Raw genomic sequence first — 18,557 nt, forward strand, 5'->3', positions numbered from 1 at the left:
CGGCGGCCGGCGCGGCCTGGGCCGGGCGCTCCGCCGGCGCCTCGCGGCGGATCGGGCTGGGGCGCGCCGGCAGGTTCAGGCGATGCGCCTTGCCCACCACGGCATTCTTCGAGACGCCCATGCGGCGTCCGATCTCGGCCGTCGAATGGCCTTCCGCCCAGAGCGCCCGAAGCCGCTCGATGGCCTCCGCCGTCCAATCCATGCGCTCTCTCCACAACCCCGGCTGACACAACATACGGTAGGGCAAGCCGGGGGGCGACTACAAGTTGTAGAAAGCCTGAGGAGGCATGATTCCTGTGGACAGAGTCGCCTGAAGGTTGCTGAAGCGTTAACGGGCGCTCAGAACAGCAACCCTTTCTTCAGCATGCCGTGCACGCCCTTCTCGCCATTCACCGTCTGCGTCACCCGGAAATCCACCGCGAGCGAGCAGAGCTGGTAGGCATCGGCGGCCGAGACATTCATCCGCGCCACGATGAAGGCGATCATTTCCCGCAAGGCCTGCTTCATGGCAAGGTCCAGATCCTCATTCATCCCCATGGAGATGAAATGCGTGGCCGTCTCCGCCCGCGGGAAGCGCAGCGCGGGGTCGGCAGCGCCGCCGCCCTTCTCCAGCGTCAGCCGGAAATGGCCGGTCAGGCACATCTCCAGCGCATTGATGCAGACCTCGCCATCGCCCTGCACGCCATGCCCGTCGCCGGCCGAGAAATTGGCTCCGGCCACATGCACGGGCAGCCAAAGCGTGCTGCCGGCGGTCAGTTCCTTGTTGTCCAGATTGCCGCCATGGGCGCGCGGCTCCTTGGTCGAGATCGCGCCCCAGGGCGCCGGCGGGGCCACGCCCATCACGCCGAAGAAGGGGCTGAGCGGCAGCGTCACGCCCGGCCCCACCGGCACGCGTCCCGTCATCGCGGCCTTGTCGACCGGGATATGCAGCATGCGCGCATAGGGGAAATCCTCCGGCAGCGTGCCGAAGAGCGGCCGGAACCCGCAGAAACCCCAGTCGCAGCCGAGCTCGATCCGCTCGATATCGACGCGCAGCACATCGCCGGGCTCGGCGCCCGCGACCGCCACCGGGCCGGTCAGGATATGCGGGCCGAGGCGCGGCGGCTTCGACGCATGGATCGCGGCCAGGGCGGGCGGCGGCACCAGGCCCGACTCCGGCTTCGGCATCGCCTCCGGCCCGCCGGAGACGCATTCCAGCACCACCAGGTCGCCGCTGGCGATGGTGGCGACGGGGGCGAAGCTGGCATCGAAGGCGCCCCAGCGGATGGTCTCGGGTGTGGCGGGGATGCGGTGGGTTTCGGGCATCGGGCGACCTCGGCTGGGGATTGGGGGCAGTGCAGCAAGACGGCGCCCGCGGGTCAACGCATCGCCCGCGCGATTCAATGCGCGCCGAAGCGCAGGCTCAGCCGCCGCTGATCGGCCGGGCAGACGCGGCCGAGGCGGCGGTATTCCTGCGGCGTGTCGATGGCATCGTGCCCCTCCTCCCGCGCCGCGCGCAGCCGGGCCAGCACCGGCTCCACCGCCGCCGTCAGATCCTCCTGCAGCAGCAGCGCCGCGCCCCCTGCATCGGGGGCCTGGGCCTGGGCCCGCGCGGCCCAGTTGCGGGCGGCCGCGCGCAACCCCTCCGCCGCCTCGCGCAGCGTGCGGCGGTTCACCTCGGCATGCCGGCGCTCATGCGCCAGCACCTCCCGCGCCAGGCAGCCATTGCGGGGAATCTCCCGCGCCAGGCGGATGCTGTGCTCGGCATGCACCAGGCTGAGTCGGACCTCGGAGGGCAGCCCGCAGACCGGCCCCTCCGAGGGGCCCTGGCTGCGCACCGTGATCTCGCTGCGCCATTCGACGCGCGACAGCGTCAGGCCGAGATGGTGCAGCACCGTGCCCTGGCCATGCGTCTCCTCCGGCACCTCCGCCAGGCGGCGCAGCTGCTCGGCGCTGACCGGCGGCAGGATCCGGGGATCGGGGTCCGAGACGCTGACCCGCACCAGCGGCGTGCCGCGCGGCGGACAGGCCACCTGCGCCGGCACCGGCGCCGGCAGCGCCCCGCCCTGGGCCAGCGCCGGCCCGGCACCCAGCAGCAGCAGGGGCAGCAGCAGCGCCGGCAGAAGAAGGACCGGCAGGGTCAGAGCCAGCCCTTCCGCTTGAAATAGGCGATGGGCAGCACGCCCGCGATCACCATCAGCCCCAGCGCGGCGGGATAGGCCCAGGGCCATTCCAGCTCCGGCATGTGCTGGAAATTCATGCCGTAGATGCTGGCGATCAGCGTCGGCGGCATCAGCGCCACGCTGGCGACGGTGAAGGTCTTGATGATGGCGTTCTGCTCGACATTCAGGATGCCCAGCACGGCGTCCAGCAGGAAGGTGGCCTTGTTGTTCAGGAAGCCGGCATGGTCCACCAGGGACCGCACGTCCCGCACCAGGGTCTTGATCAGCGTCTGGTTGTCCTTGCGGATCACCGTCGCCTTCTCCGCGCTGACGAAGGACAGGATGCGGGTCAGGCCCAGCAGCGTTTCGTTCGTGCGCGTCGTCACCTCCCCCACCTCGCCCAGGGTGATCAGCGCCTCGCGCAGGTCATGGTCGCGCTTGTCCGCCTTCACCTTGGTGCGCGCACTGCGGAAGGAGGCGGAGGAGGCGCGGTCCATATCGGCACCCACCCGCTCCAGGATATCGGCCAGCCGGTCGACGATCTGCTCGAACAGATGCAGCATCACCGCATCGGGGGTGGAGACCAGGGCCGGGGAGCGCTGGCAGCGCAGCGCGAAGACGGAGAAGGCCTTGGGCGTCGCGTAGCGCACCGTCACCAGCGCCTGGTTGCTGAGCACGAAGGTGATGGGGGTGGAGCCGTATTCGCCGCCCTCCACGCCGTAGAGGAAGTTGGCGGTCAGGAACAGCGCCTCCCCCTCCCGGTAGAGGCGGGAGGAGCTTTCGATCTCCTGCATCTCCTCCCGCGTCGGGATTTCCAGGCGCAGCGCATCCTGCACCGCCCGCTCCTCCTCGGGCGTCGGGTTGAGCAGGTCGATCCAGACCGCCTCGGCAATCTGCTCCGCGGCCAGGACGCCATCGCGCAGGGCGAGGCGGCCGTCACGGACGGCATAGCTCGTCATCATATTGATTGATCTCCCGCGCCCGATCACCGCGCCCCGGGGGCGCGGGCACTTAGCCTGCCGCGATAAAGCGTGTCACCCAGGCAGAGGCAGCTGGAACAGGCTGGCGACGCCGGGGAAGTCCATCGCGGCGGGGTGTCTCCCGCAGGCCACGGTGCCGTCCTGCGCGCGGACCAGCTGGCAGGTTGCCAGGCCGCTGGCGCGGGCCGCGTCCAGCTCCTCCGCCACATCGGACAGGAACAGGATCCCCCCCGGTTCCTGCCCGGTCTGCGCGGCGATCGCGGCGTAGGAAGCGGCCTCCCGCTTCGCGCCCACCCGCGTGTCGAAGAAGCCGCTGAACAGCGGCAGCAGGTCGCCGGCCTCGCTATGGCCGAAGAGCAGCCTCTGGGCGCCGACCGAACCGGAGGAATAGACGGCCAGCGCCACCCCCGCCGCGTGCCAGGCGCGCAGGCAGGGCGCCACATCCGGCCAGAGATGCCCGCGCAGCCGCCCATCGGCGAAACCCGCCGCCCAGATCAGCCCCTGCAGCGCCTTCAGCGGGGTGACCTTGGCATCCGCCGCCATCCAGCCGCGCAGCGTCGCCGCCCGGTCCGGCCCCGGCACCTCGGCCAGGATCGCCGCCACCTCCGGCTCCGCCCCGCGGTCGGCCAGGAAGGCGTCCAGCTCCGCCTCGGCGAAGGGGAACAGGGTGTCCTTGACGAAGGCGATGGCGCTGGTCGTGCCCTCGATATCCGTGAGGACCAGCCTTGGCAGCACCGGGCGCGGCGTCATGCCGTCGCGGCGGGGAAGCGGTTCGCCATGTCGGTGCCGGTGTAGTGCGGCGTCCAGCCGGAGGTGTCGGTGAAGACGCGCAGGACCGCGAAATTCGGATTCTCGCCGGCATCGAACCAGTGCTTGCTGTCCGCCGGCACCGAGATCAGGTCGCCCGCCGTGCAATGCGCGTCAAAGACCTTGCCGTCCACATGCAGCACGAAGTTGCCCGACCCCGCATGGAAGAAGCGCACCTCGTCCTCGGTATGGATATGCTCCGACAGGAACTTGGCCCGCATGGCATCCTTCTGCGGATGGTCGGGCGTCAGCTTGATGACATCGGCCGTGCCGGCGCCGGTCTCGCCCATGAAGGCATCGAGCCGCGGGCGATAGGCCTCCAGCACCGCCTCGGCCGGGGCATCGGCGGGCAGGTCCGCCAGCGGCCAGCGCTCGAAGCGCACGCCGATCGCGCCCAGGGCGGCGGCGATCCGGGCGGGATCCTCGGTGACCTGGACCTGCTGGTTGGTCGCGGCGTCCCAAATGGTCAGACGGCTCATCGCAGGCTCCTTTCCTTCAAGGCACAGTCCAGCATGAATTCCAGCCCCTCCATCCGGGCGAGGGCCGCGGGCATGTCGGGCGCCCATACATAGGACCCGTGGCCACGGATCAAATAGCCCGGCGGGACGCTGGGCAGACCGTCCCACAGCGCATCCAGGCCGCGCTGCATGCGGGCGATGTCCTGGTCGTTCTCCACCACCGGCACCGCCACCTCCGCCTCATGGGTGGCCAGGCCCGGGAAGACCTTCAGCAGCTCGTAGCCCGCCAGCACCAGGCTTTCGCCGGCGGCGCGGGACAGCACGGTATTGGCGATGGAATGCCCATGCAGCACGGCGCCGGCCTCGGGGAAGCGGCGATAGATGCCGCAATGGAGCAGCGTCTCGGCCGAGCTCTCCCTGCGCGGATCCTCGGCGATGCCGTCGAGGTCCACCACCATCACGTCGTCGGTGGTGAGAAAGCCCTTGTGGCGGCCCGACACCGTCACCGCGAGCCGCCGCGCATCCAGACGGACGGAAAAATTCCCCGCCGTCGCCGGCACCCAGCCCCGCGCATCCAGCCTTCGCCCGGCGGCGACGATCGCCTCCGCCGCCTGGTCCCAACCCGTCATGCCGCCCGCGTCTCCGGAAAGGCGCGGTACTGCCAGGCGAGCAGGCCGATGCCAACCGCCAGGCCGAAGAGGTCGGTCAGCCCCTCCGGCACCATCAGCGCCAGGCCCGCCACGGCGGAGAGCAGGCGCAGCGGCAGCGACAGGCGACCGTTCAGCATCCAGCCTTCCGTCGCGCAGGCCAGCAGGAATACGCCGCAGCCGGCGGTGAAGACGGCTTGCAGGATCACCAGCAGCTCCCCCTGCGCCAGCAGCGCCGGGGAGATCCAGAACATGAAGGGCACGATGAAGGTGGCCAGCCCCAGCTTCACGGCGATGACGCTGGTCTTCCACATATCGGCCCCCGCCATGGAGGCCGCGGCGAAGGAGGCCAGCGCCACCGGCGGCGTGATGGCCGAGAGGATGGCGAAGTAGAAGATGAACATATGCGCCACCAGCGCCGGCACGCCGATATTGATCAGCCCCGGCGCCACCACCGCCGCCGCGATCGCATAGGCCGCCGTGGTCGGCACCCCCATGCCGAGGATGATCGCCACCACCATGGCGAAGAGCATGGCCAGCAGCTCGGAGGCGCCGGCGATCTCCAGCAGCATATTGGCGAAGCGGCCGCCGATGCCGGTCAGCCCGATGACGCCCGCCACCAGCCCCGCCGCGGCGCAGACCGCGATCAGCTGCATCACCTCCTTGGCCGAGCCGGCCAGGGCGCGTTCGATCGCCTGGGCGAGTTCCACCAGCGCGCCGACGACGCCCGCCACCAGCCCTTCCCGCCGCAGCACCAGCCGATGCACCAGGAAGGTGACCAGCATGATGGCGATGGTGGCGGCGATGCCGGTGGCCGCGGCGCGGAAGGGCGAATAGCCCGTCACCAGCATATAGATCATCAGCACCAGCGGCGCCGCCATATAGGCGCGGCGGCCGAGATCGACCCAGCGCGGCAGCTCGTCCCGGCGCAGCCCCATGATGCCCGCCTTGCGGGCGTTCAGGTCGCAATGGATGTAGTTGGCCAGGTAGAACAGCAGCGCCGGGATCAGGCCCGCCAGCGCGATCTCCGTGTAGGGAATGCCCAGCACCTCCGCCATGATGAAGGCGCCGGCGCCCATCACCGGCGGCGTGATCTGCCCACCGGTGGAGCTGGTGGCCTCCACCGCCGCCGCCGTCTCCCGCGAATAGCCGACGCGGCGCATCATCGGGATGGTGAAGGTGCCGGAGGCGACGACATTGGCCACCGCGCTGCCGGAGATGGCGCCGAAGAGGATGCCGGAGACCACCGTGACCTTGGCCGGCCCGCCGCGCGCCCGCCCCACCAGGGCAAGGGCGAAGTCGTTGAAATAGTCGCCGGCCTTGGAGGCGGTGAGGAAGGCGGCGAAGGTCACGAATAGGATGATGAAGGTCGCCGAGACCTGCACGATGGTGCCCAGCACCCCGTTGTTGTTGAACAGCTCCACCACCGCCTGTTCATAGGCGATGCCGCCATGGAACAGGATGCCGGGCATCCAGGGGCCGACGAAGCAATAGGCGATGAAGACCACGGCGATCAGCGGCATGACGAAGCCGGCGGTGCGGCGGGCGAATTCCAGCACCAGAAGGATGCCGACCGTGCCCACCGCGATATCCTGCCAGTTCGGCCCCATGAAGGACCGCATCTCGATGCCGTCCGCATCCAGGATGTAGTGCATCGGCACCAGCAGGCAGGGGACCATCAGCAGCCAGTCGTACCAGGGCACCCGCGTGCCGGCGCCCCCCGCGCCCTGCACCGTGGCCGGCGCGAACAGGGCGAAGCCCAGCGCGGCGCCCAGGAAGACATGCGCGGCGCGCGCCACGGTGGGATCCACCGGCGCCACCAGCAGGATCCACATATGCCACAGCACGAAGGCCACGGCCGCGGCGCGCCAGGCATAGCCCTGCCAGCCCGAAAGCTCCCGCCGGGCGGAGGCGAATTCCATGTCGTCGATCTGCACCACGCCGGTGCCCGCGCCTGCCGCTGCCCCCGCGGCCGCCTGCGGGGCAGGCTGCCCCGCGCCGTCCATTGCCGGCCTGTTCATTCTTGAAGCCCCCCAAACGCAACGCGCCGGCCCCGGATCCGGGGTCGGCGCGCGACCCCACCTTGTGGCGGGGCACGTCCAATGCGGGGCGAGCCTAGGCCGGGGCTGCCCGGCGATCAACCAAGCAGCCATCCCACCGGCCAGCGACCACCTCGGAACCTGGGGCCGAGGGGCCAGCCAGCCGGGTGGCGCGTCAGGCCGCCGGGCGGGTCGGGTTGGCGGCCTGCTGGGTGGCCGTGGCGGCGCCGGGGGCCGCGATGGTGCCGGCGGGCGGAACCGGGGTCTGCGCCGCCGGATCGGCCACCATCGAGGCGTCCTTGCCGTCCTCCTCCTTGATGTTCGCCTTGAAGGACTTGATGCCCTTCGCGACGTCGCCCATCAGGCCGCTGATCTTGCCGCTGCCGAACAGCAGCAGGACGACCAGCAGAACGACAAGCCAATGCCAGATGCTGAAAGAACCCATAGCGACGCCTCGATCCCGTGAGTGGCCCGCCCGTGGCAGGGGGCCGGATTGCCTCGGGGCCGGAGAGTAATCCGCCCCGGCGTCTTCCGCAAACCGCAGATGGCCCGCCGCCAGGGCCGAGACAACCGGGGGCGGCCGGATTATCGCGCGAAAGCCGCCGCCACCCGCCCCCGGCGGCGCCCCCGTGGGCCGCCCTGGCAGCTTTCCAAAATATTTACGTCCGTCCATGTAGAAGGGGCTTGAAGGCGTGCGGCCCGCCCCTTAATTCGGCCGCTGATCCGGGCCCCTCTGGCGGCTCGGGCGGGTTTCCGGCGCTGCGCCGGCCCCCGCCCCCGCGATGTCGGATCGCCAGAGCCTGCCACGACCCCGGCCCGGATCGTGACACCCGCGCCGGGGTGCCCCCTGTGAATCCGTCTCCCGGAGCCCCCCTTGAGGGCCATCCGGGGCGGCGGCTTCCGTATGACCCGGAGCGAAAACGTCATGGACTTTCTTCTGTTGGAATGGGTCGGCAAGCCGGTCTGGATGTGGCTGGGCTTCCTCGCCATCGTCTTCGCCCTGCTGGCCTTCGACCTCGGCGTCCTCCACAAGGAGGACAAGGAAATGGGCATCGCCGAAAGCCTGTGGCTTTCCGCCTTCTACATCGGCTTCGCCATGCTCTATGGCGGCGCCATCTGGTGGGCCTACGAGGCCGGCCATATCGCCACCGAGGACGGCACCCATGCGGGGGTGACCTACTTCACCGGCTTCTTCATCGAGAAGGCGCTGTCGATCGACAATGTCTTCGTCATCAGCCTGATCTTCGGCTTCTTCGCCATCCCCCGCAAATACCAGTACCGGGCACTGGTCTGGGGCATCATCGCGGTCATCGTGCTGCGCGGCATCATGATCGGCGTCGGCGCCGCCCTGGTGCAGGAATACGACTGGCTGCTGTTCATCTTCGGCGCCTTCCTGATCGGCACCGGCATCAAGATGATGGTGGTGCCGGAAGGGGATTCCGACATCTCCAAGAACCCGGTGGTGCGCTTCCTGAAGCGCCACATGCGGGTGACGGACCAGCTGCACGACCAGAAGTTCTTCGTCCGCCAGCCGGATCCGAAGACGGGCAAGATGGTGGCCTGGGCCACCCCGCTGTTCCTGGCGCTGGTCGTCATCAACCTGGCCGACCTGGTCTTCGCGGTGGACAGCGTGCCGGCGATCTTCGCCATCACGACCGACACCTTCATCGTCTATACCGCCAATATCATGGCGATCCTCGGCCTGCGCGCGCTGTACTTCGCGCTCTCGGCCATGGTTCACCGCTTCCACTACCTGAAGTACGCGCTGGCCATGGTGCTGGTCTTCATCGGCGCGAAGATCTTCTGGAACCAGATCTTCGGCAAGGTCGACCCGGCCATCTCGCTGGGCGTCACCGCGGCGCTGATCGCGGGCGGCATCGCCTACTCCCTGTGGAAAACCCGCGGCGCCCCGCCGGCCCCGAACGCCCTGGTCGCCGAGAAGGAAGCGATCGAGCGGGCGGGCTGACACGCGACGCCCCGGGGGGTGAGGCGCAGGCCGTGCGCCGGATGAGTCGGGGCGCGCGGCTTGATTGCAGGGGGACGCTGTCCCCCTGCACCCCCTGCCAAGGGGCAGTGGCCCCTTGGAACCCTTTGAATCATGAGTGGAAATGGAGAGGGGGCCGGAGGGACCGCATGATCTGCGGCACCGCTGGCCCCCTCTCCATTTCCACTCAAAGGTCCTGAGGTCCAGGAGGCCACTGCCTCCTGGCGGGAGGGGCGCGGGGAGGGCAGCGCCCTCCCCGCATCACCCGCGCCGCCCTCACCCGTCCCGCCTCCGTGCCTGCGCGGCCCGCGGGACGCGCGCCGCTACATCTTCGCGGTCAGCTTCTTCGCGATCTCGAACATTTCCTCGGGCGCGTAGTCGGGTGTGAAGGCGGAGGGCACGCCCACCAGTTGGTGGATCTTGCCGCCTTCCGGCATGCCGGCCACCACTTCCAGTTCGCCCGGCGGATCGCCTGGCAGCGCCATTTCGCCATTGCCCCAGATCGACGCCATTTCGGCGTAGTCGTTCGGGCTGAAGCGGTAGAGGCGGCGGTGCGAGCCCTCGGCCAGGTATTTCTGGCTTTCCGGGATGTTGGAGAGGTTGATGTTCGGCGTCGGCAGCATCTTGTGGATGTCGACGCCGGTGATCTGCTGCAGCGCCAGCGCATAGGCATGGGCGTGGACGGATCCGCGCACCAGCAGGTAGCCGCAGACCTCCCGCGCGGTCGGGTCCTTCACCGTCTCATAGACCCGCAGCTTGTGCAGCCGCGCGCCGCATTCCAGGTGGAAGTTGTGCAGCAGGTCGATCACCACATTGCCCGTGGTGGTGATCATGTCCGCATTCCAGGACATGGAATTGCTGTTCACCGGCATGGCGCCGCCGGCGTTGGACGCGAAGCTGGCGTAGGAGCGGATGTCCTTCATGTCGGCGAAGGGGGCGCCGGTGATGTCGCCGCCGTCGCCGGTGTCGTCACCCTCGCTGTCCGGGCCGTTGTTGAGCATGGCGACGCCGTTGCTCACAAGCTCCACATGGCCCAGCTCCTCCGCCGTGATGGCGGCGACGAGGCTGTAGAAGGGGCGCAGCTTGGCCTTGCTGCGGAAGTTGAAGCTCTGGAACATGTAGTTGCCGAGCGTGGACATCTCGCCGTACTTGCCGCCGAGCAGTTCCTGCAAGGCCGCGGCCTCGTTCGGATCCTGGCGCTTGGGGGGCGGCAACTCGGTTTGCAGCTTGTCGATGCGTAGGAACATCTCGTCTCTCCCGTCAGGTATACGGGACGAACGGCACCCACTGCGCACAGTTCTTTGCCGAAGGCGACAGGCCGCCCCCCGCCGCGTCACCTATGCGTGGTGACACGCGCGGGTGCATGGTTCCGCCGGGGTGCCTTCAGGCATCCATGCGGATGCCGAGGCGCCGGATCATGCCGCCCCAGCGGTCGGTCTCCTCCGCCAGGAAGGCGGCGGCCTCCTCGGGCCCGGTGGCCATCACCTCGAAGCCGGCATTCTCCAGCCGCTGCCGGCCCGCGGCCTCCCGCAGCCCCTTCTGCGCTTCCGCCGCCAGGCGGGCGATGCGTTCGGGCGGCGTATTGGCGGGGGCGACCATGATCTGCCAGCCATAGCTCTCGGCATTGGCGATGCCCTGTTCCGCCAGCGTCGGCACCTGCGGCGTCAGGTGGAAGCGGTTGGCGGAGGTGACGGCCAGCGCGCGGATGCTGCCATCCCGCACCTGGCCCATCACCGCCGCCGTGGTCACCACCATGGCCTGGATGCGCCCGGCCACCAGGTCCAGCGTCGCCTCGGGGAAGCCGCGATAGGGCACGTGCAGCATCTCGAGCCCGCCGGCCTTGGCCATCAGGTCGATCATGCCGAGATGCCCGCCCGAGCCCGGCCCGACCGAGCCAAAGGCCAGCTTGCCCGGATTGGCCTTCACATGCGCCACGAAGCCGGCGAGGTCCGCCGCCGGCAGGTCCTTGTTCACCACCAGGAATTGCGGCCCGCGCACCAGCAGCGAAACCGCCTTCAGGTCCCGGATGGGGTCATAGGGCAGGTTGGCAAACAGCGCCGGCGCGGTGGAGAGCGGGCCGTTGATCGACAGGCCGATGGTATGCCCGTCCGTCGCCTTGGCCACCGCATCCGTGCCGATATTGCCGCCCGCCCCGGCCCGGTTCTCCACCACCACGGGCTGGCCGAGCGCGGTTGCCAGATGCGCGCTCACCACCCGCCCCGTCAGATCCGGGCTGGAGCCCCCCGGGAAGGGCACGATGAAGCGCACCGGCCGCTCCGGCCAGTTCGACTGGGCGCGGGCGGAAAGGATGGGCGCGGTGGCCAGGGCGGCGGCCATCAGGCCGCGGCGGGTCGGGTTCATGGGTTCCTCCGGGGAATGATTGCAGAACAGATAGCCTGCCGGCGCGGCCTGCGGAAAGGCTCAGCCGCCGGCGTAGCTGCGCCCGGCATGGACGAAGCCATGGGCCGCGAAGACCGTGTTGCCCAGGGCGTTGATCGGCGGATACCAGACCCGGACGCGCGACCAGTCATTGCCGGGCGAGACATCGACCACCCGCTGGTCGGTCATGATCCGCCCACGCGCCGCGCCGGTGGCCCAGTTCGCATGGTCCACCAGGATCTCCCGCGGGCCGAGCACGCGGGTGACCACGGCGACATGCCCGGCGCGCATCCGCGGCGTGCGGCCGATGACCAGCACGCTGCCCGGCCGCGGCGCCGCGCCCCGGTCATAGCGCCCGGCGGCGGCATCCCACCACTGCCAGGCATCGCCCGCCAGCGCGATGCCGGACCGCGCCCGCGCATAGGGCACGCAGGAAATCGGCTCCCCCAGCTCCGGCCGCAGCGGCGCCACCACCGCCGGCGGGGTGCGGGAGGTGCCACAGGCTGCGAGGGTCAGCAGCAGCAGCATGGCAAGGACGGCGCGCATCGCGTTGAAACTAGCAAAATGCTCTTGGCGAATCGAGGCCGAAGCCAGGCCCTTGGATCAGGGCTGGAAATCCACCTCGTAGATCCGCCGCGCCGCCCGCACCCGCCGCCCGGGCGGCAGCGGACGGACATCGCCGAGCTCCCAGGCCAGCCAGCCTTCCTCGAAGAAGGCGGCGCAGGCGGCCGCCAGGTCGGCGCGCGTGAAGGGACGGATGGCCGTCACGCGGACCAGGGCCACGGCCAGGCCATCGGCGTCCTCCTCCCCGTCCCGGGTCAGGAAGCGGCCATTCTCGACGATCAGCAGATCCTCGGAGGGGAGCAGTTCCGGCATCCAGCGCCGCACCTCCAAGGTCTTTGTCCCGGCGGCGATCAGGCTGCCGCCGGGCCGGACGATGGACAGCGCCCGCAGAGTCAGGCTGCCCGCGCCGCCGGCACCGCGCGCATCCGGCCGCCCGGCAGCGCGCCGGGGATCGCCGCCGCGTAATCGGCCGCGGCCAGCAGCGCGGGCCAGTCCACGCCGGTCGCCACGCCCATCCGGTCAAACAGCCAGGCGACATCCTCCGTCGCCACGTTGCCCGTGGCCCCCGGCGCGAAGGGGCAGCCGCCCAATCCGCCGGCCGCGCTGTCGAAGACGCGGCAGCCGGCTTCCCAGGCCGCTGCGCAATTGGCCACGCCCATGCCGTAGGTGTCGTGGCCGTGGAAGGCGAAGCGCGGCTTGCCCTCGGCATCCGGCCAGCTGCGGATGGCATGCGCGAAGACGCGACGCACCTGGTCCGGCGCGGCATTTCCGGTGGTGTCGCAGATGCTGATCTCGATGCCCTGGTCGAGCGCCTGAACCCGCTCCACCCAATCCAGCGCGTCCTTCTCCGGCACCACGCCCTCGAAGGGGCAGTGGAAGGCGCAGGACAGGTTGAACCGCACCTTCATCCCGGCAGATCGCGCATCTGACACGATGCCGGAGAGGTCGAGAAAACTGTCCATCCGGCTGCGGTTCACATTGGCCTTGTTGTGGCTTTCGGTGACCGACATGAAGACGCCGACGCGCTGCGCGCCGGCGGCCTTCGCCATCTCGAAGCCGCGCCGATTCGGCGCCAGCACGGTGCATTCGAGGCCCGGCAAGGCAAGCGCCGCCTCCAGCACCGCGGCGGTATCGGCCATCTGCGGCACCGCCTTGGGGTTCACGAAGGACCCGATTTCCATCCGCCGCAACCCGGCCGCGTGCAGCTTCCGCACCAGCTCGATCTTGGTCGCGGTCGGCACGAAGGGGCCGATGGATTGCAGCCCGTCGCGCGGGGCCACTTCCGAGATCACGGCGCTATGCATCGCGGGATTCCCCCAGCAGTTCACCAAAGACATGGTCGTTGTGCGCGCCCACGGCGGGCGCCGTCCAGCGCACCATCTCGCGCGGGGTCACGCCATCGAAGCGGAAGGGCGCGGCGGGGTGCAGCAGGGTGACGCCCAGCAGCGGGTCCTCCACCTCCATCACCGTCTGCCGGGCGCGGAAATGCGGGTCCTCGGCGCAGTCGCGGATGTCGTAGAGGCGCGAGCAGGGAATGTCGGCCGCCTCCAGCACCGCCTCCGCCTCCGCCGCCGGCAGGGTGCGGGTCCAGCGGCCGATCTCCGCGTCGATCTCCGCCATATGCGCGCAGCGGCCGCGATTGTCGGCGAAGCGCGGATCGGCCCCCATGGCCGGCGCACCGATGGCGTCGCAGAGCCGCTTGAAGATCGGGTCCGAATTGCCGCCGATGCACAGCCATTTGCCATCGGCACAGAGATAGGTGTTGGTCGGCGCCGCGGTCAGGATGGCGGATCCCGCCGGCTGGCGGATGGCGCCGGTCAGCCCGTATTCCGGCAGCATCCCCTCCATCAGGCTGAACACCGCGCCCACCAGGTCCACATCGATGATGCGGCCGCGCGCCTCGGGGTTGCCCTTGATGCTCCAGCAGGCCGAGGTCACGGCCAGCGCCGCATACATCCCCGCCAGGTCGTCGCTGATGGAGACGCCGCAGCGCGGCGGCGGATGGTCGGTGACGCCCGGCGTCGCCGTCAGGTGGCGCAGCCCGCCCATCGCCTCGCCGATCGAGCCGAAGGCGGGCTTGTCCCGATAGGGCCCGTCCTGGCCGTAGCCGGAGACGCGGGCGATGACGAGGCGCGGATTGGCCTGGTGCAGCACCTCCGGCCCCAGCCCGATGCGCTCCAGGAAGCCGGGCCGGAAGTTCTCCACCAGCGCATCGGCACGCGCCACCAGCTTCAGCATGCGGGCACGGCCCTCGGCCGATTTCAGGTCGAGCGTGACGGAGAGCTTGTTGCGGCCATGGATGCTGAACCAGACGGGGTGCCCATTGTGCCGGCTGCCCCAGCCGCGGATCGGGTCGCCCTCCGGCGGCTCGATCTTGATGACCTCGGCGCCGAGATCGGCCAGCAGCCGCGTGGCGAAGGGCCCGGCGATGTAATGGCCGAGCTCGATCACCTTGAGCCCATCGAGCGGCAGCCCCGCCGAACCAGTCCCCGCCATGCCTTCTCTCCCGAAGCTTGTCGGAGGGGCTTAGGGCAAAAAAACCCGGTCGGGTATCACCCCGCGGGCAGGTCCTGCACGCTTCGGTCCAACTCGGCCAGGAACAGCCGCAAGCCGCGGTCCCGCACCTTCTCCTTCCGCAGCACGCAGCCGAGGCTGCGTGCTGCGGCCGGTCGCAGCGGCCGCGTCACTGTGCCGGGGGGCGGCCTGCGCAGCGCCAGGGCCGGCAGCACGGCGGCCCCGAGCCCCGCGCCCACCAGCGTCTTGATCGCCTCGACGCTGCCCAGCGCCATCGCGGGCTCCGGCCGGATGCCGGCGCGCCGGAACCAGGCATCGGTCGCCGCGCGCGTATTGCCGCCCTCCTCGTACAGGATCAGCGGCCAGGCCCCGAGCGCCCTGGCCGTGATCGGTCCATCGCCTCCCGTGGCGGGCAGCAGGGCGAGCAGCGGGTCGGACATCAGCCGCGTGGTGCTCAGCGCCCGGCCCGCCGGCACGGGCAGGGTCGCCAGCACCAGGTCGAGATCGCCGGACTCCAGCCGCGGCAGCAGCTCCCCCGTATTGCCGATGGCGACGCTGACCGCGAGGCCGGGCATCGCCGCCTTCACCCTTTGCAGCACGGGCGGCAGCAGGTGGATGCAGGCGGTGGCCCCGGTGCCGAGCCGCAGCCGCCCGGTCTCGCCCCGCCCATGCTCCGCGACGGCCGCCACGGCATCCGCGGCCGCCGAGATCGCCCGCCGCGCCGGCTCCAGCAGCGCGGCCCCGGCCGCGTTCGGGATCATCCGGCCGGCGGCCCGGTCCAGCAGGCGCAGACCGAGGCCGCGCTCCAGCTCGCGCAACTGCTGGCTGACCGCCGGCTGGGTCAGGTGCAGCAGGCGTGCGGCGGCGGAGACGCTGCCGGCCTCGACCACGGCGAGGAAGGTGCGGAGCTGGCGGAGGGAGGGCTCGGGCATAACCACATCTTATTCTGATGCCGCGTATCAGAAAGATTTTCTTCTGTCGGCACCAGCCACTGGGCAGGATTCAGCACCGATCCTCAAGGTTTCCGCTGATGACAGCCCACCCCCTGGCCGACCGCGCCGTGCTCCAGAAGCTCGATCCGGCGGCCCCCATCGCCGAGCTCACGGCCCTGCTGCACCGCGCCTATGCGCCGCTGGCCGCGCGGGGGCTGCGCTACATGGCGACGCACCAGTCGGATGCGGTGACGCGCGAGCGCGCCGCCTCGGGCGAGTGCTGGGTCGCCCTCGCGGAGGGGCGCATCGTCGGCACGATCCTGTTCAAGGCCGCCTGCCGCACCGCCGGCTCCGCCTGGCTCGACCGGCCGGAGGTCGCCAGCCTCGGCCAGTTCGCCGTCCGGCCGGATTGGCAGGGCAGTGGCCTCGGCGCCCGGCTGATGGACCTCGCGGAACGCCGGTCGGCGGAGACGGGGGCGGTGGAGATCGCGCTCGACACGGCGGAGCCGGCGGAGCCGGCGGAACACCTCGTCGCCCTGTACCGGCGCCGGGGCTACCGCTTCATCGAGCACGCCCAGTGGTCCCACACCAACTACCGCAGCGTCATCATGAGCAAGCCGGTCGGCCTGGCGCAGGTGGCGGCGTGAAGTTCATCCACCTGTCGGACCTTCACCTGGTCGGCCCCGGCGCGACGCTGCACGGCCTCGACCCGCAGGACCGCCTCCGCCGCTGCGTGGCGCAGATCCGGCGCTTCCACGCGGATGCGGCCTTCCTGCTGATGACCGGCGACCTCACCCATGGCGGCGAGCCCGACGGCTATGCGGCGGCACGCGCGATGCTGTCGGCGCTGCCGATGCCGCTGCATGTCACGATCGGCAATCACGACAGCCGCCCCGCCTTCCGCGCCGCCTTCCCCGATGCGCCGGTGAGCGAGGGCGGCTTCGTGCAGGAGGCCTTCGACACGCCGGCGGGGCGTTTCGTCCTGCTCGACACCCACGAGCCGGGCCAGGCGGAAGGCCGGCTCTGCGACCAGCGCCTGGCCTGGCTCGACCGCGCGCTGCACGGCGGTTCAGGGCCGGTCTTCCTGGCCCTCCACCACCCCCCGTTCCGCGTCGGTCTGGGCCGGATGGACCGCATCCGCCTGCTGGACGGCGAAGCGCTGCTGGAGGTGCTGCGCCCGCATCTCGGCCGGCTGCGCCACCTGTTCGTCGGGCACCTGCACCGCGCCCTGGCCGGGTCCTGGCACGGCATTCCCTTCTCCGGCGTCCGCGGCACGAACCACCAGATCGCGCTGGATTTCGTCACGCAGGAGGTCGCGCCGGTGAGCTTCGAGGCGGCGGGCTATGGCGTGGTGCTGGTCTCGCCCGAGGCGGTCGTCGCCCATCTCGAGGAACTGCCGCTCGGCACAAAAACACCGGCCGGCGACGCCTTTGGAAACCAAGTCGAAACCATTTTGCCGGCATAACGTCCCTGGGGTTGCCGAGCTTCCGCACCCCGTCTCTCCCTCCGGATGCCGGCTGCCTCCCCCCGATCTCGCCGGCATCCTCAACTTGAGGCGGGACCCCTTCCCCGGGGTCCCGCCTATTCTTTTTTCTCAGCGCCGCGCCAGCGACGCGCCCAGGGCGGCCAGGGACAGCACCAGGCCGGCGCCGAAGACCGCGGCGTGACTGTCGCCGGTCGCAGCGAACAGCGCGGCCAGCACGAAGGCGATGCCGGCCTGGGCCAGCGCATAGCCGGCCGTGGCGCGGATCCACACCACGCCCGCCTGCGCACCCGCCACCTCCCGCGCCGCGGCCAGGGTCACCGCGGTGGCGCCGACGCCGGCAAAGCCGCCGAGCGGCGCGGCCAGCAGCAGCGCCGGCCACCAGGGCAGCAGCGCCGCCGCCAGCGCCCCAACCTGCACGCCGAGCCAGATCGGCAGCGCCCGCCGCCCGCCGATCCGCCCGGCGACGCGCCCGCCGAGCAGCGTGCCCGCCACCGCCCCCAGCCCGAACAGCACCCAGACGAGGGAAGCGGCCTCCACCGCCAGGCCGCGGCCGCGCACGGCGAGATCCGCCAGATAGACCATCGGTGCCACCATCCCGGCACCCGAAAGCCCATAGGCCAGCAGCAGCCGCCCGGCCCGCGGCACCGCCTGCGCCAGCTCGGCCGCCGCCAGCGCCGGCGGCCGCGGCCAGAAGGGACGCGCGCCGAGCCACAGAAGCCCGACCGCCACGGCGAGCCCGCCCCAGGCGAAGGCCAGCCCGCCCCAGAGCAGCAGCGGCACCAGCAGCCCGGCCGCCGCCACGCCGCTGCCGGCACCCGACATCACCACGCCACCCGCCATGCCGCGCGCCTGCGGCGCGACGCTCGCCTGCACCGCCGGCCCGACGAGCGCCATCAGCACCCCGCCCGCCGCCCCCGCCAGCCCGCGCCAGAGCACGAACCACCAGAGCCCGCCCTGGATGGCGCAGGCGGCGAAGGCGAGCAGCGCCAGCGCCATGCCGGCATCCAGCGCCCGCGGCACGCCGATCCGCGCCGCCAGGCCCCGCCCGCCCAGCACGCCCGCCAGATAGCCCGCCAGATTCGCCGCCCCCAGCAGCCCGGCGCCGCCGCCATCCACCCAGCCGGCGCCGACCATGGCCGGGAACAGCGGCACATAGGCGAAGCGCGCCAGGCCGATGCCGGCCAGCACCGCGGCGGCCCCCGCAAGGGCTGGCGGCCAGAAGGTCATCGGCCGCAAGGCCGTGGATGAGTAATCCGGCCGCAAGGCCGTGGCGGGCTACTCCGCCCGCGCCGCATCCCGCATGGCGCGGCGCAGCCGGGCAATGCCGGTGCGGACATGGCCGGAGTCGCAGAGCCGCAACCCCTCCTCCACCAGCCGCCCCTCCTCGGCCGGGCGCGGCGCGGGCAGGGCGGCGATGCGCCCGGCCAGTTCGCGGCAATAGGCGGCGCTGTCACTGGTGACGCGCAGGGGCGCCTCCGCCCGGAGGCGGACTGACGGCATCGACCAGAGCAGCGCCAGGACCAGCAGGAAGAACAGCACGCGCATGCGGCGGATGATGCGCCGCGCCACCGCAGCGCGGCATGGCGTCGCCATGAATAAGGCGCAACGCGCAAGGTCACCCGGTGC

The 18,557-nt window shown here is 71.0% G+C and carries 21 protein-coding genes; 3 read left to right on the top strand and 18 right to left on the bottom strand.

The window, feature by feature from the left end:
• The 9 genes from ACTIF1_RS19405 to ACTIF1_RS19445 form a co-directional block, all read right to left on the bottom strand.
• A partial coding sequence (locus tag ACTIF1_RS19405) for a GcrA family cell cycle regulator (RefSeq protein ID WP_439598108.1) occupies positions 1-202 on the bottom strand: 202 nt, incomplete at its 3' end.
• A gap of 137 nt (positions 203-339) precedes the next feature.
• A complete protein-coding gene (locus tag ACTIF1_RS19410; protein ID WP_439598109.1) occupies positions 340-1,305 on the bottom strand; it encodes an acetamidase/formamidase family protein in 966 nt (321 codons plus the stop codon).
• Between the two features lie 74 nt (positions 1,306-1,379).
• Complete coding sequence (locus tag ACTIF1_RS19415) at positions 1,380-2,210, bottom strand: hypothetical protein (RefSeq protein WP_439598110.1); 831 nt, start codon at positions 2,208-2,210, stop codon at positions 1,380-1,382.
• The gene (corA, locus tag ACTIF1_RS19420) at positions 2,120-3,103 is read right to left on the bottom strand and encodes a magnesium/cobalt transporter CorA (protein WP_439598111.1); all 984 of its coding nucleotides are present in this window, start codon (positions 3,101-3,103) and stop codon (positions 2,120-2,122) included. The genes ACTIF1_RS19415 and corA overlap by 91 nt, the downstream gene beginning before the upstream one ends.
• A 72-nt stretch (positions 3,104-3,175) precedes the next feature.
• Positions 3,176-3,871 (bottom strand): acireductone synthase, encoded by a 696-nt coding sequence (mtnC, locus tag ACTIF1_RS19425; RefSeq protein WP_439598112.1) that lies wholly within the window; start codon positions 3,869-3,871, stop codon positions 3,176-3,178.
• A complete protein-coding gene (locus tag ACTIF1_RS19430) occupies positions 3,868-4,407 on the bottom strand; it encodes a 1,2-dihydroxy-3-keto-5-methylthiopentene dioxygenase (RefSeq protein ID WP_439598113.1) in 540 nt (179 codons plus the stop codon). Before ACTIF1_RS19430 ends, mtnC begins: the two co-directional genes overlap by 4 nt.
• Positions 4,404-5,015: a methylthioribulose 1-phosphate dehydratase gene (locus ACTIF1_RS19435; protein ID WP_439598114.1), complete on the bottom strand. Its 612-nt coding sequence runs from the start codon at positions 5,013-5,015 to the stop codon at positions 4,404-4,406. Before ACTIF1_RS19435 ends, ACTIF1_RS19430 begins: the two co-directional genes overlap by 4 nt.
• Positions 5,012-7,054 carry a TRAP transporter permease gene (locus ACTIF1_RS19440; protein WP_439598115.1) on the bottom strand — a complete coding sequence of 681 codons (2,043 nt, stop codon included), beginning with the start codon at positions 7,052-7,054 and terminating at the stop codon, positions 5,012-5,014. Before ACTIF1_RS19440 ends, ACTIF1_RS19435 begins: the two co-directional genes overlap by 4 nt.
• Positions 7,055-7,247: 193 nt before the next feature.
• Complete coding sequence (locus tag ACTIF1_RS19445; RefSeq protein WP_439598116.1) at positions 7,248-7,517, bottom strand: twin-arginine translocase TatA/TatE family subunit; 270 nt, start codon at positions 7,515-7,517, stop codon at positions 7,248-7,250.
• 480 nt (positions 7,518-7,997) lie between these two features.
• On the opposite strand from ACTIF1_RS19445, the gene ACTIF1_RS19450 reads away from it, so the two are divergent.
• The gene (locus tag ACTIF1_RS19450) at positions 7,998-9,038 is read left to right on the top strand and encodes a TerC family protein (RefSeq protein WP_439598117.1); all 1,041 of its coding nucleotides are present in this window, start codon (positions 7,998-8,000) and stop codon (positions 9,036-9,038) included.
• 341 nt (positions 9,039-9,379) lie between these two features.
• Here ACTIF1_RS19450 and ACTIF1_RS19455 read toward each other — a convergent pair whose 3' ends face one another.
• The 7 genes from ACTIF1_RS19455 to ACTIF1_RS19485 form a co-directional block, all read right to left on the bottom strand.
• Entirely contained in the window at positions 9,380-10,303 is a 924-nt protein-coding gene (locus ACTIF1_RS19455) for a manganese catalase family protein (protein WP_439598118.1), read from the bottom strand.
• A 136-nt stretch (positions 10,304-10,439) separates the two neighbouring features.
• Entirely contained in the window at positions 10,440-11,417 is a 978-nt protein-coding gene (locus tag ACTIF1_RS19460) for a Bug family tripartite tricarboxylate transporter substrate binding protein (RefSeq protein ID WP_439598119.1), read from the bottom strand.
• Positions 11,418-11,477: 60 nt separating this feature from the next.
• Positions 11,478-11,981: a CHAP domain-containing protein gene (locus ACTIF1_RS19465; RefSeq protein WP_439598120.1), complete on the bottom strand. Its 504-nt coding sequence runs from the start codon at positions 11,979-11,981 to the stop codon at positions 11,478-11,480.
• Between the two features lie 57 nt (positions 11,982-12,038).
• Positions 12,039-12,491, bottom strand: a complete 453-nt coding sequence (locus tag ACTIF1_RS19470; RefSeq protein ID WP_439598187.1) for an ASCH domain-containing protein — start codon at positions 12,489-12,491, stop codon at positions 12,039-12,041.
• Positions 12,392-13,303 carry a hydroxymethylglutaryl-CoA lyase gene (locus ACTIF1_RS19475; RefSeq protein WP_439598121.1) on the bottom strand — a complete coding sequence of 304 codons (912 nt, stop codon included), beginning with the start codon at positions 13,301-13,303 and terminating at the stop codon, positions 12,392-12,394. Before ACTIF1_RS19475 ends, ACTIF1_RS19470 begins: the two co-directional genes overlap by 100 nt.
• Positions 13,296-14,495, bottom strand: a complete 1,200-nt coding sequence (locus ACTIF1_RS19480) for a CaiB/BaiF CoA transferase family protein (protein ID WP_439598122.1) — start codon at positions 14,493-14,495, stop codon at positions 13,296-13,298. Before ACTIF1_RS19480 ends, ACTIF1_RS19475 begins: the two co-directional genes overlap by 8 nt.
• Before the next feature lie 56 nt (positions 14,496-14,551).
• Positions 14,552-15,445 (bottom strand): LysR family transcriptional regulator, encoded by an 894-nt coding sequence (locus ACTIF1_RS19485; protein WP_439598123.1) that lies wholly within the window; start codon positions 15,443-15,445, stop codon positions 14,552-14,554.
• Positions 15,446-15,543: 98 nt separating this feature from the next.
• Here ACTIF1_RS19485 and ACTIF1_RS19490 point away from each other — a divergent pair, with 98 nt between their 5' ends.
• Positions 15,544-16,092, top strand: a complete 549-nt coding sequence (locus ACTIF1_RS19490; protein ID WP_439598124.1) for a GNAT family N-acetyltransferase — start codon at positions 15,544-15,546, stop codon at positions 16,090-16,092.
• Complete coding sequence (locus ACTIF1_RS19495; RefSeq protein ID WP_439598125.1) at positions 16,089-16,910, top strand: phosphodiesterase; 822 nt, start codon at positions 16,089-16,091, stop codon at positions 16,908-16,910. The genes ACTIF1_RS19490 and ACTIF1_RS19495 overlap by 4 nt, the downstream gene beginning before the upstream one ends.
• 129 nt (positions 16,911-17,039) lie before the next feature.
• Here the strand turns inward: ACTIF1_RS19495 and ACTIF1_RS19500 are convergent, their stop codons facing one another.
• Positions 17,040-18,158 carry a YbfB/YjiJ family MFS transporter gene (locus ACTIF1_RS19500; RefSeq protein ID WP_439598126.1) on the bottom strand — a complete coding sequence of 373 codons (1,119 nt, stop codon included), beginning with the start codon at positions 18,156-18,158 and terminating at the stop codon, positions 17,040-17,042.
• Between the two features lie 48 nt (positions 18,159-18,206).
• Complete coding sequence (locus ACTIF1_RS19505) at positions 18,207-18,524, bottom strand: hypothetical protein (RefSeq protein WP_439598127.1); 318 nt, start codon at positions 18,522-18,524, stop codon at positions 18,207-18,209.
• Between the last annotated feature and the right edge of the window lie 33 nt (positions 18,525-18,557).

The sequence above is a fragment of the Falsiroseomonas sp. genome (genome assembly GCF_051860665.1).
GTDB lineage: Bacteria > Pseudomonadota > Alphaproteobacteria > Acetobacterales > Acetobacteraceae > Falsiroseomonas.

Excerpts from the sequence above, each read along its gene's own strand:
- ACTIF1_RS19410 (WP_439598109.1), bottom strand. The coding sequence starts at position 1,305 with ATGCCCGAAACCCACCGCATCCCCGCCACACCCGAGACCATCCGCTGG.
- ACTIF1_RS19415 (WP_439598110.1), bottom strand. The coding sequence starts at position 2,210 with ATGGCCCTGGGCCTATCCCGCCGCGCTGGGGCTGATGGTGATCGCGGG.
- corA (WP_439598111.1), bottom strand. The coding sequence starts at position 3,103 with ATGATGACGAGCTATGCCGTCCGTGACGGCCGCCTCGCCCTGCGCGAT.
- mtnC (WP_439598112.1), bottom strand. The coding sequence starts at position 3,871 with ATGACGCCGCGCCCGGTGCTGCCAAGGCTGGTCCTCACGGATATCGAG.
- ACTIF1_RS19430 (WP_439598113.1), bottom strand. The coding sequence starts at position 4,407 with ATGAGCCGTCTGACCATTTGGGACGCCGCGACCAACCAGCAGGTCCAG.
- ACTIF1_RS19435 (WP_439598114.1), bottom strand. The coding sequence starts at position 5,015 with ATGACGGGTTGGGACCAGGCGGCGGAGGCGATCGTCGCCGCCGGGCGA.
- ACTIF1_RS19440 (WP_439598115.1), bottom strand. The coding sequence starts at position 7,054 with ATGAACAGGCCGGCAATGGACGGCGCGGGGCAGCCTGCCCCGCAGGCG.
- ACTIF1_RS19445 (WP_439598116.1), bottom strand. The coding sequence starts at position 7,517 with ATGGGTTCTTTCAGCATCTGGCATTGGCTTGTCGTTCTGCTGGTCGTC.
- ACTIF1_RS19450 (WP_439598117.1), top strand. The coding sequence starts at position 7,998 with ATGGACTTTCTTCTGTTGGAATGGGTCGGCAAGCCGGTCTGGATGTGG.
- ACTIF1_RS19455 (WP_439598118.1), bottom strand. The coding sequence starts at position 10,303 with ATGTTCCTACGCATCGACAAGCTGCAAACCGAGTTGCCGCCCCCCAAG.
- ACTIF1_RS19460 (WP_439598119.1), bottom strand. The coding sequence starts at position 11,417 with ATGAACCCGACCCGCCGCGGCCTGATGGCCGCCGCCCTGGCCACCGCG.
- ACTIF1_RS19465 (WP_439598120.1), bottom strand. The coding sequence starts at position 11,981 with ATGCGCGCCGTCCTTGCCATGCTGCTGCTGCTGACCCTCGCAGCCTGT.
- ACTIF1_RS19475 (WP_439598121.1), bottom strand. The coding sequence starts at position 13,303 with ATGCATAGCGCCGTGATCTCGGAAGTGGCCCCGCGCGACGGGCTGCAA.
- ACTIF1_RS19480 (WP_439598122.1), bottom strand. The coding sequence starts at position 14,495 with ATGGCGGGGACTGGTTCGGCGGGGCTGCCGCTCGATGGGCTCAAGGTG.
- ACTIF1_RS19485 (WP_439598123.1), bottom strand. The coding sequence starts at position 15,445 with ATGCCCGAGCCCTCCCTCCGCCAGCTCCGCACCTTCCTCGCCGTGGTC.
- ACTIF1_RS19490 (WP_439598124.1), top strand. The coding sequence starts at position 15,544 with ATGACAGCCCACCCCCTGGCCGACCGCGCCGTGCTCCAGAAGCTCGAT.
- ACTIF1_RS19500 (WP_439598126.1), bottom strand. The coding sequence starts at position 18,158 with ATGACCTTCTGGCCGCCAGCCCTTGCGGGGGCCGCCGCGGTGCTGGCC.
- ACTIF1_RS19505 (WP_439598127.1), bottom strand. The coding sequence starts at position 18,524 with ATGGCGACGCCATGCCGCGCTGCGGTGGCGCGGCGCATCATCCGCCGC.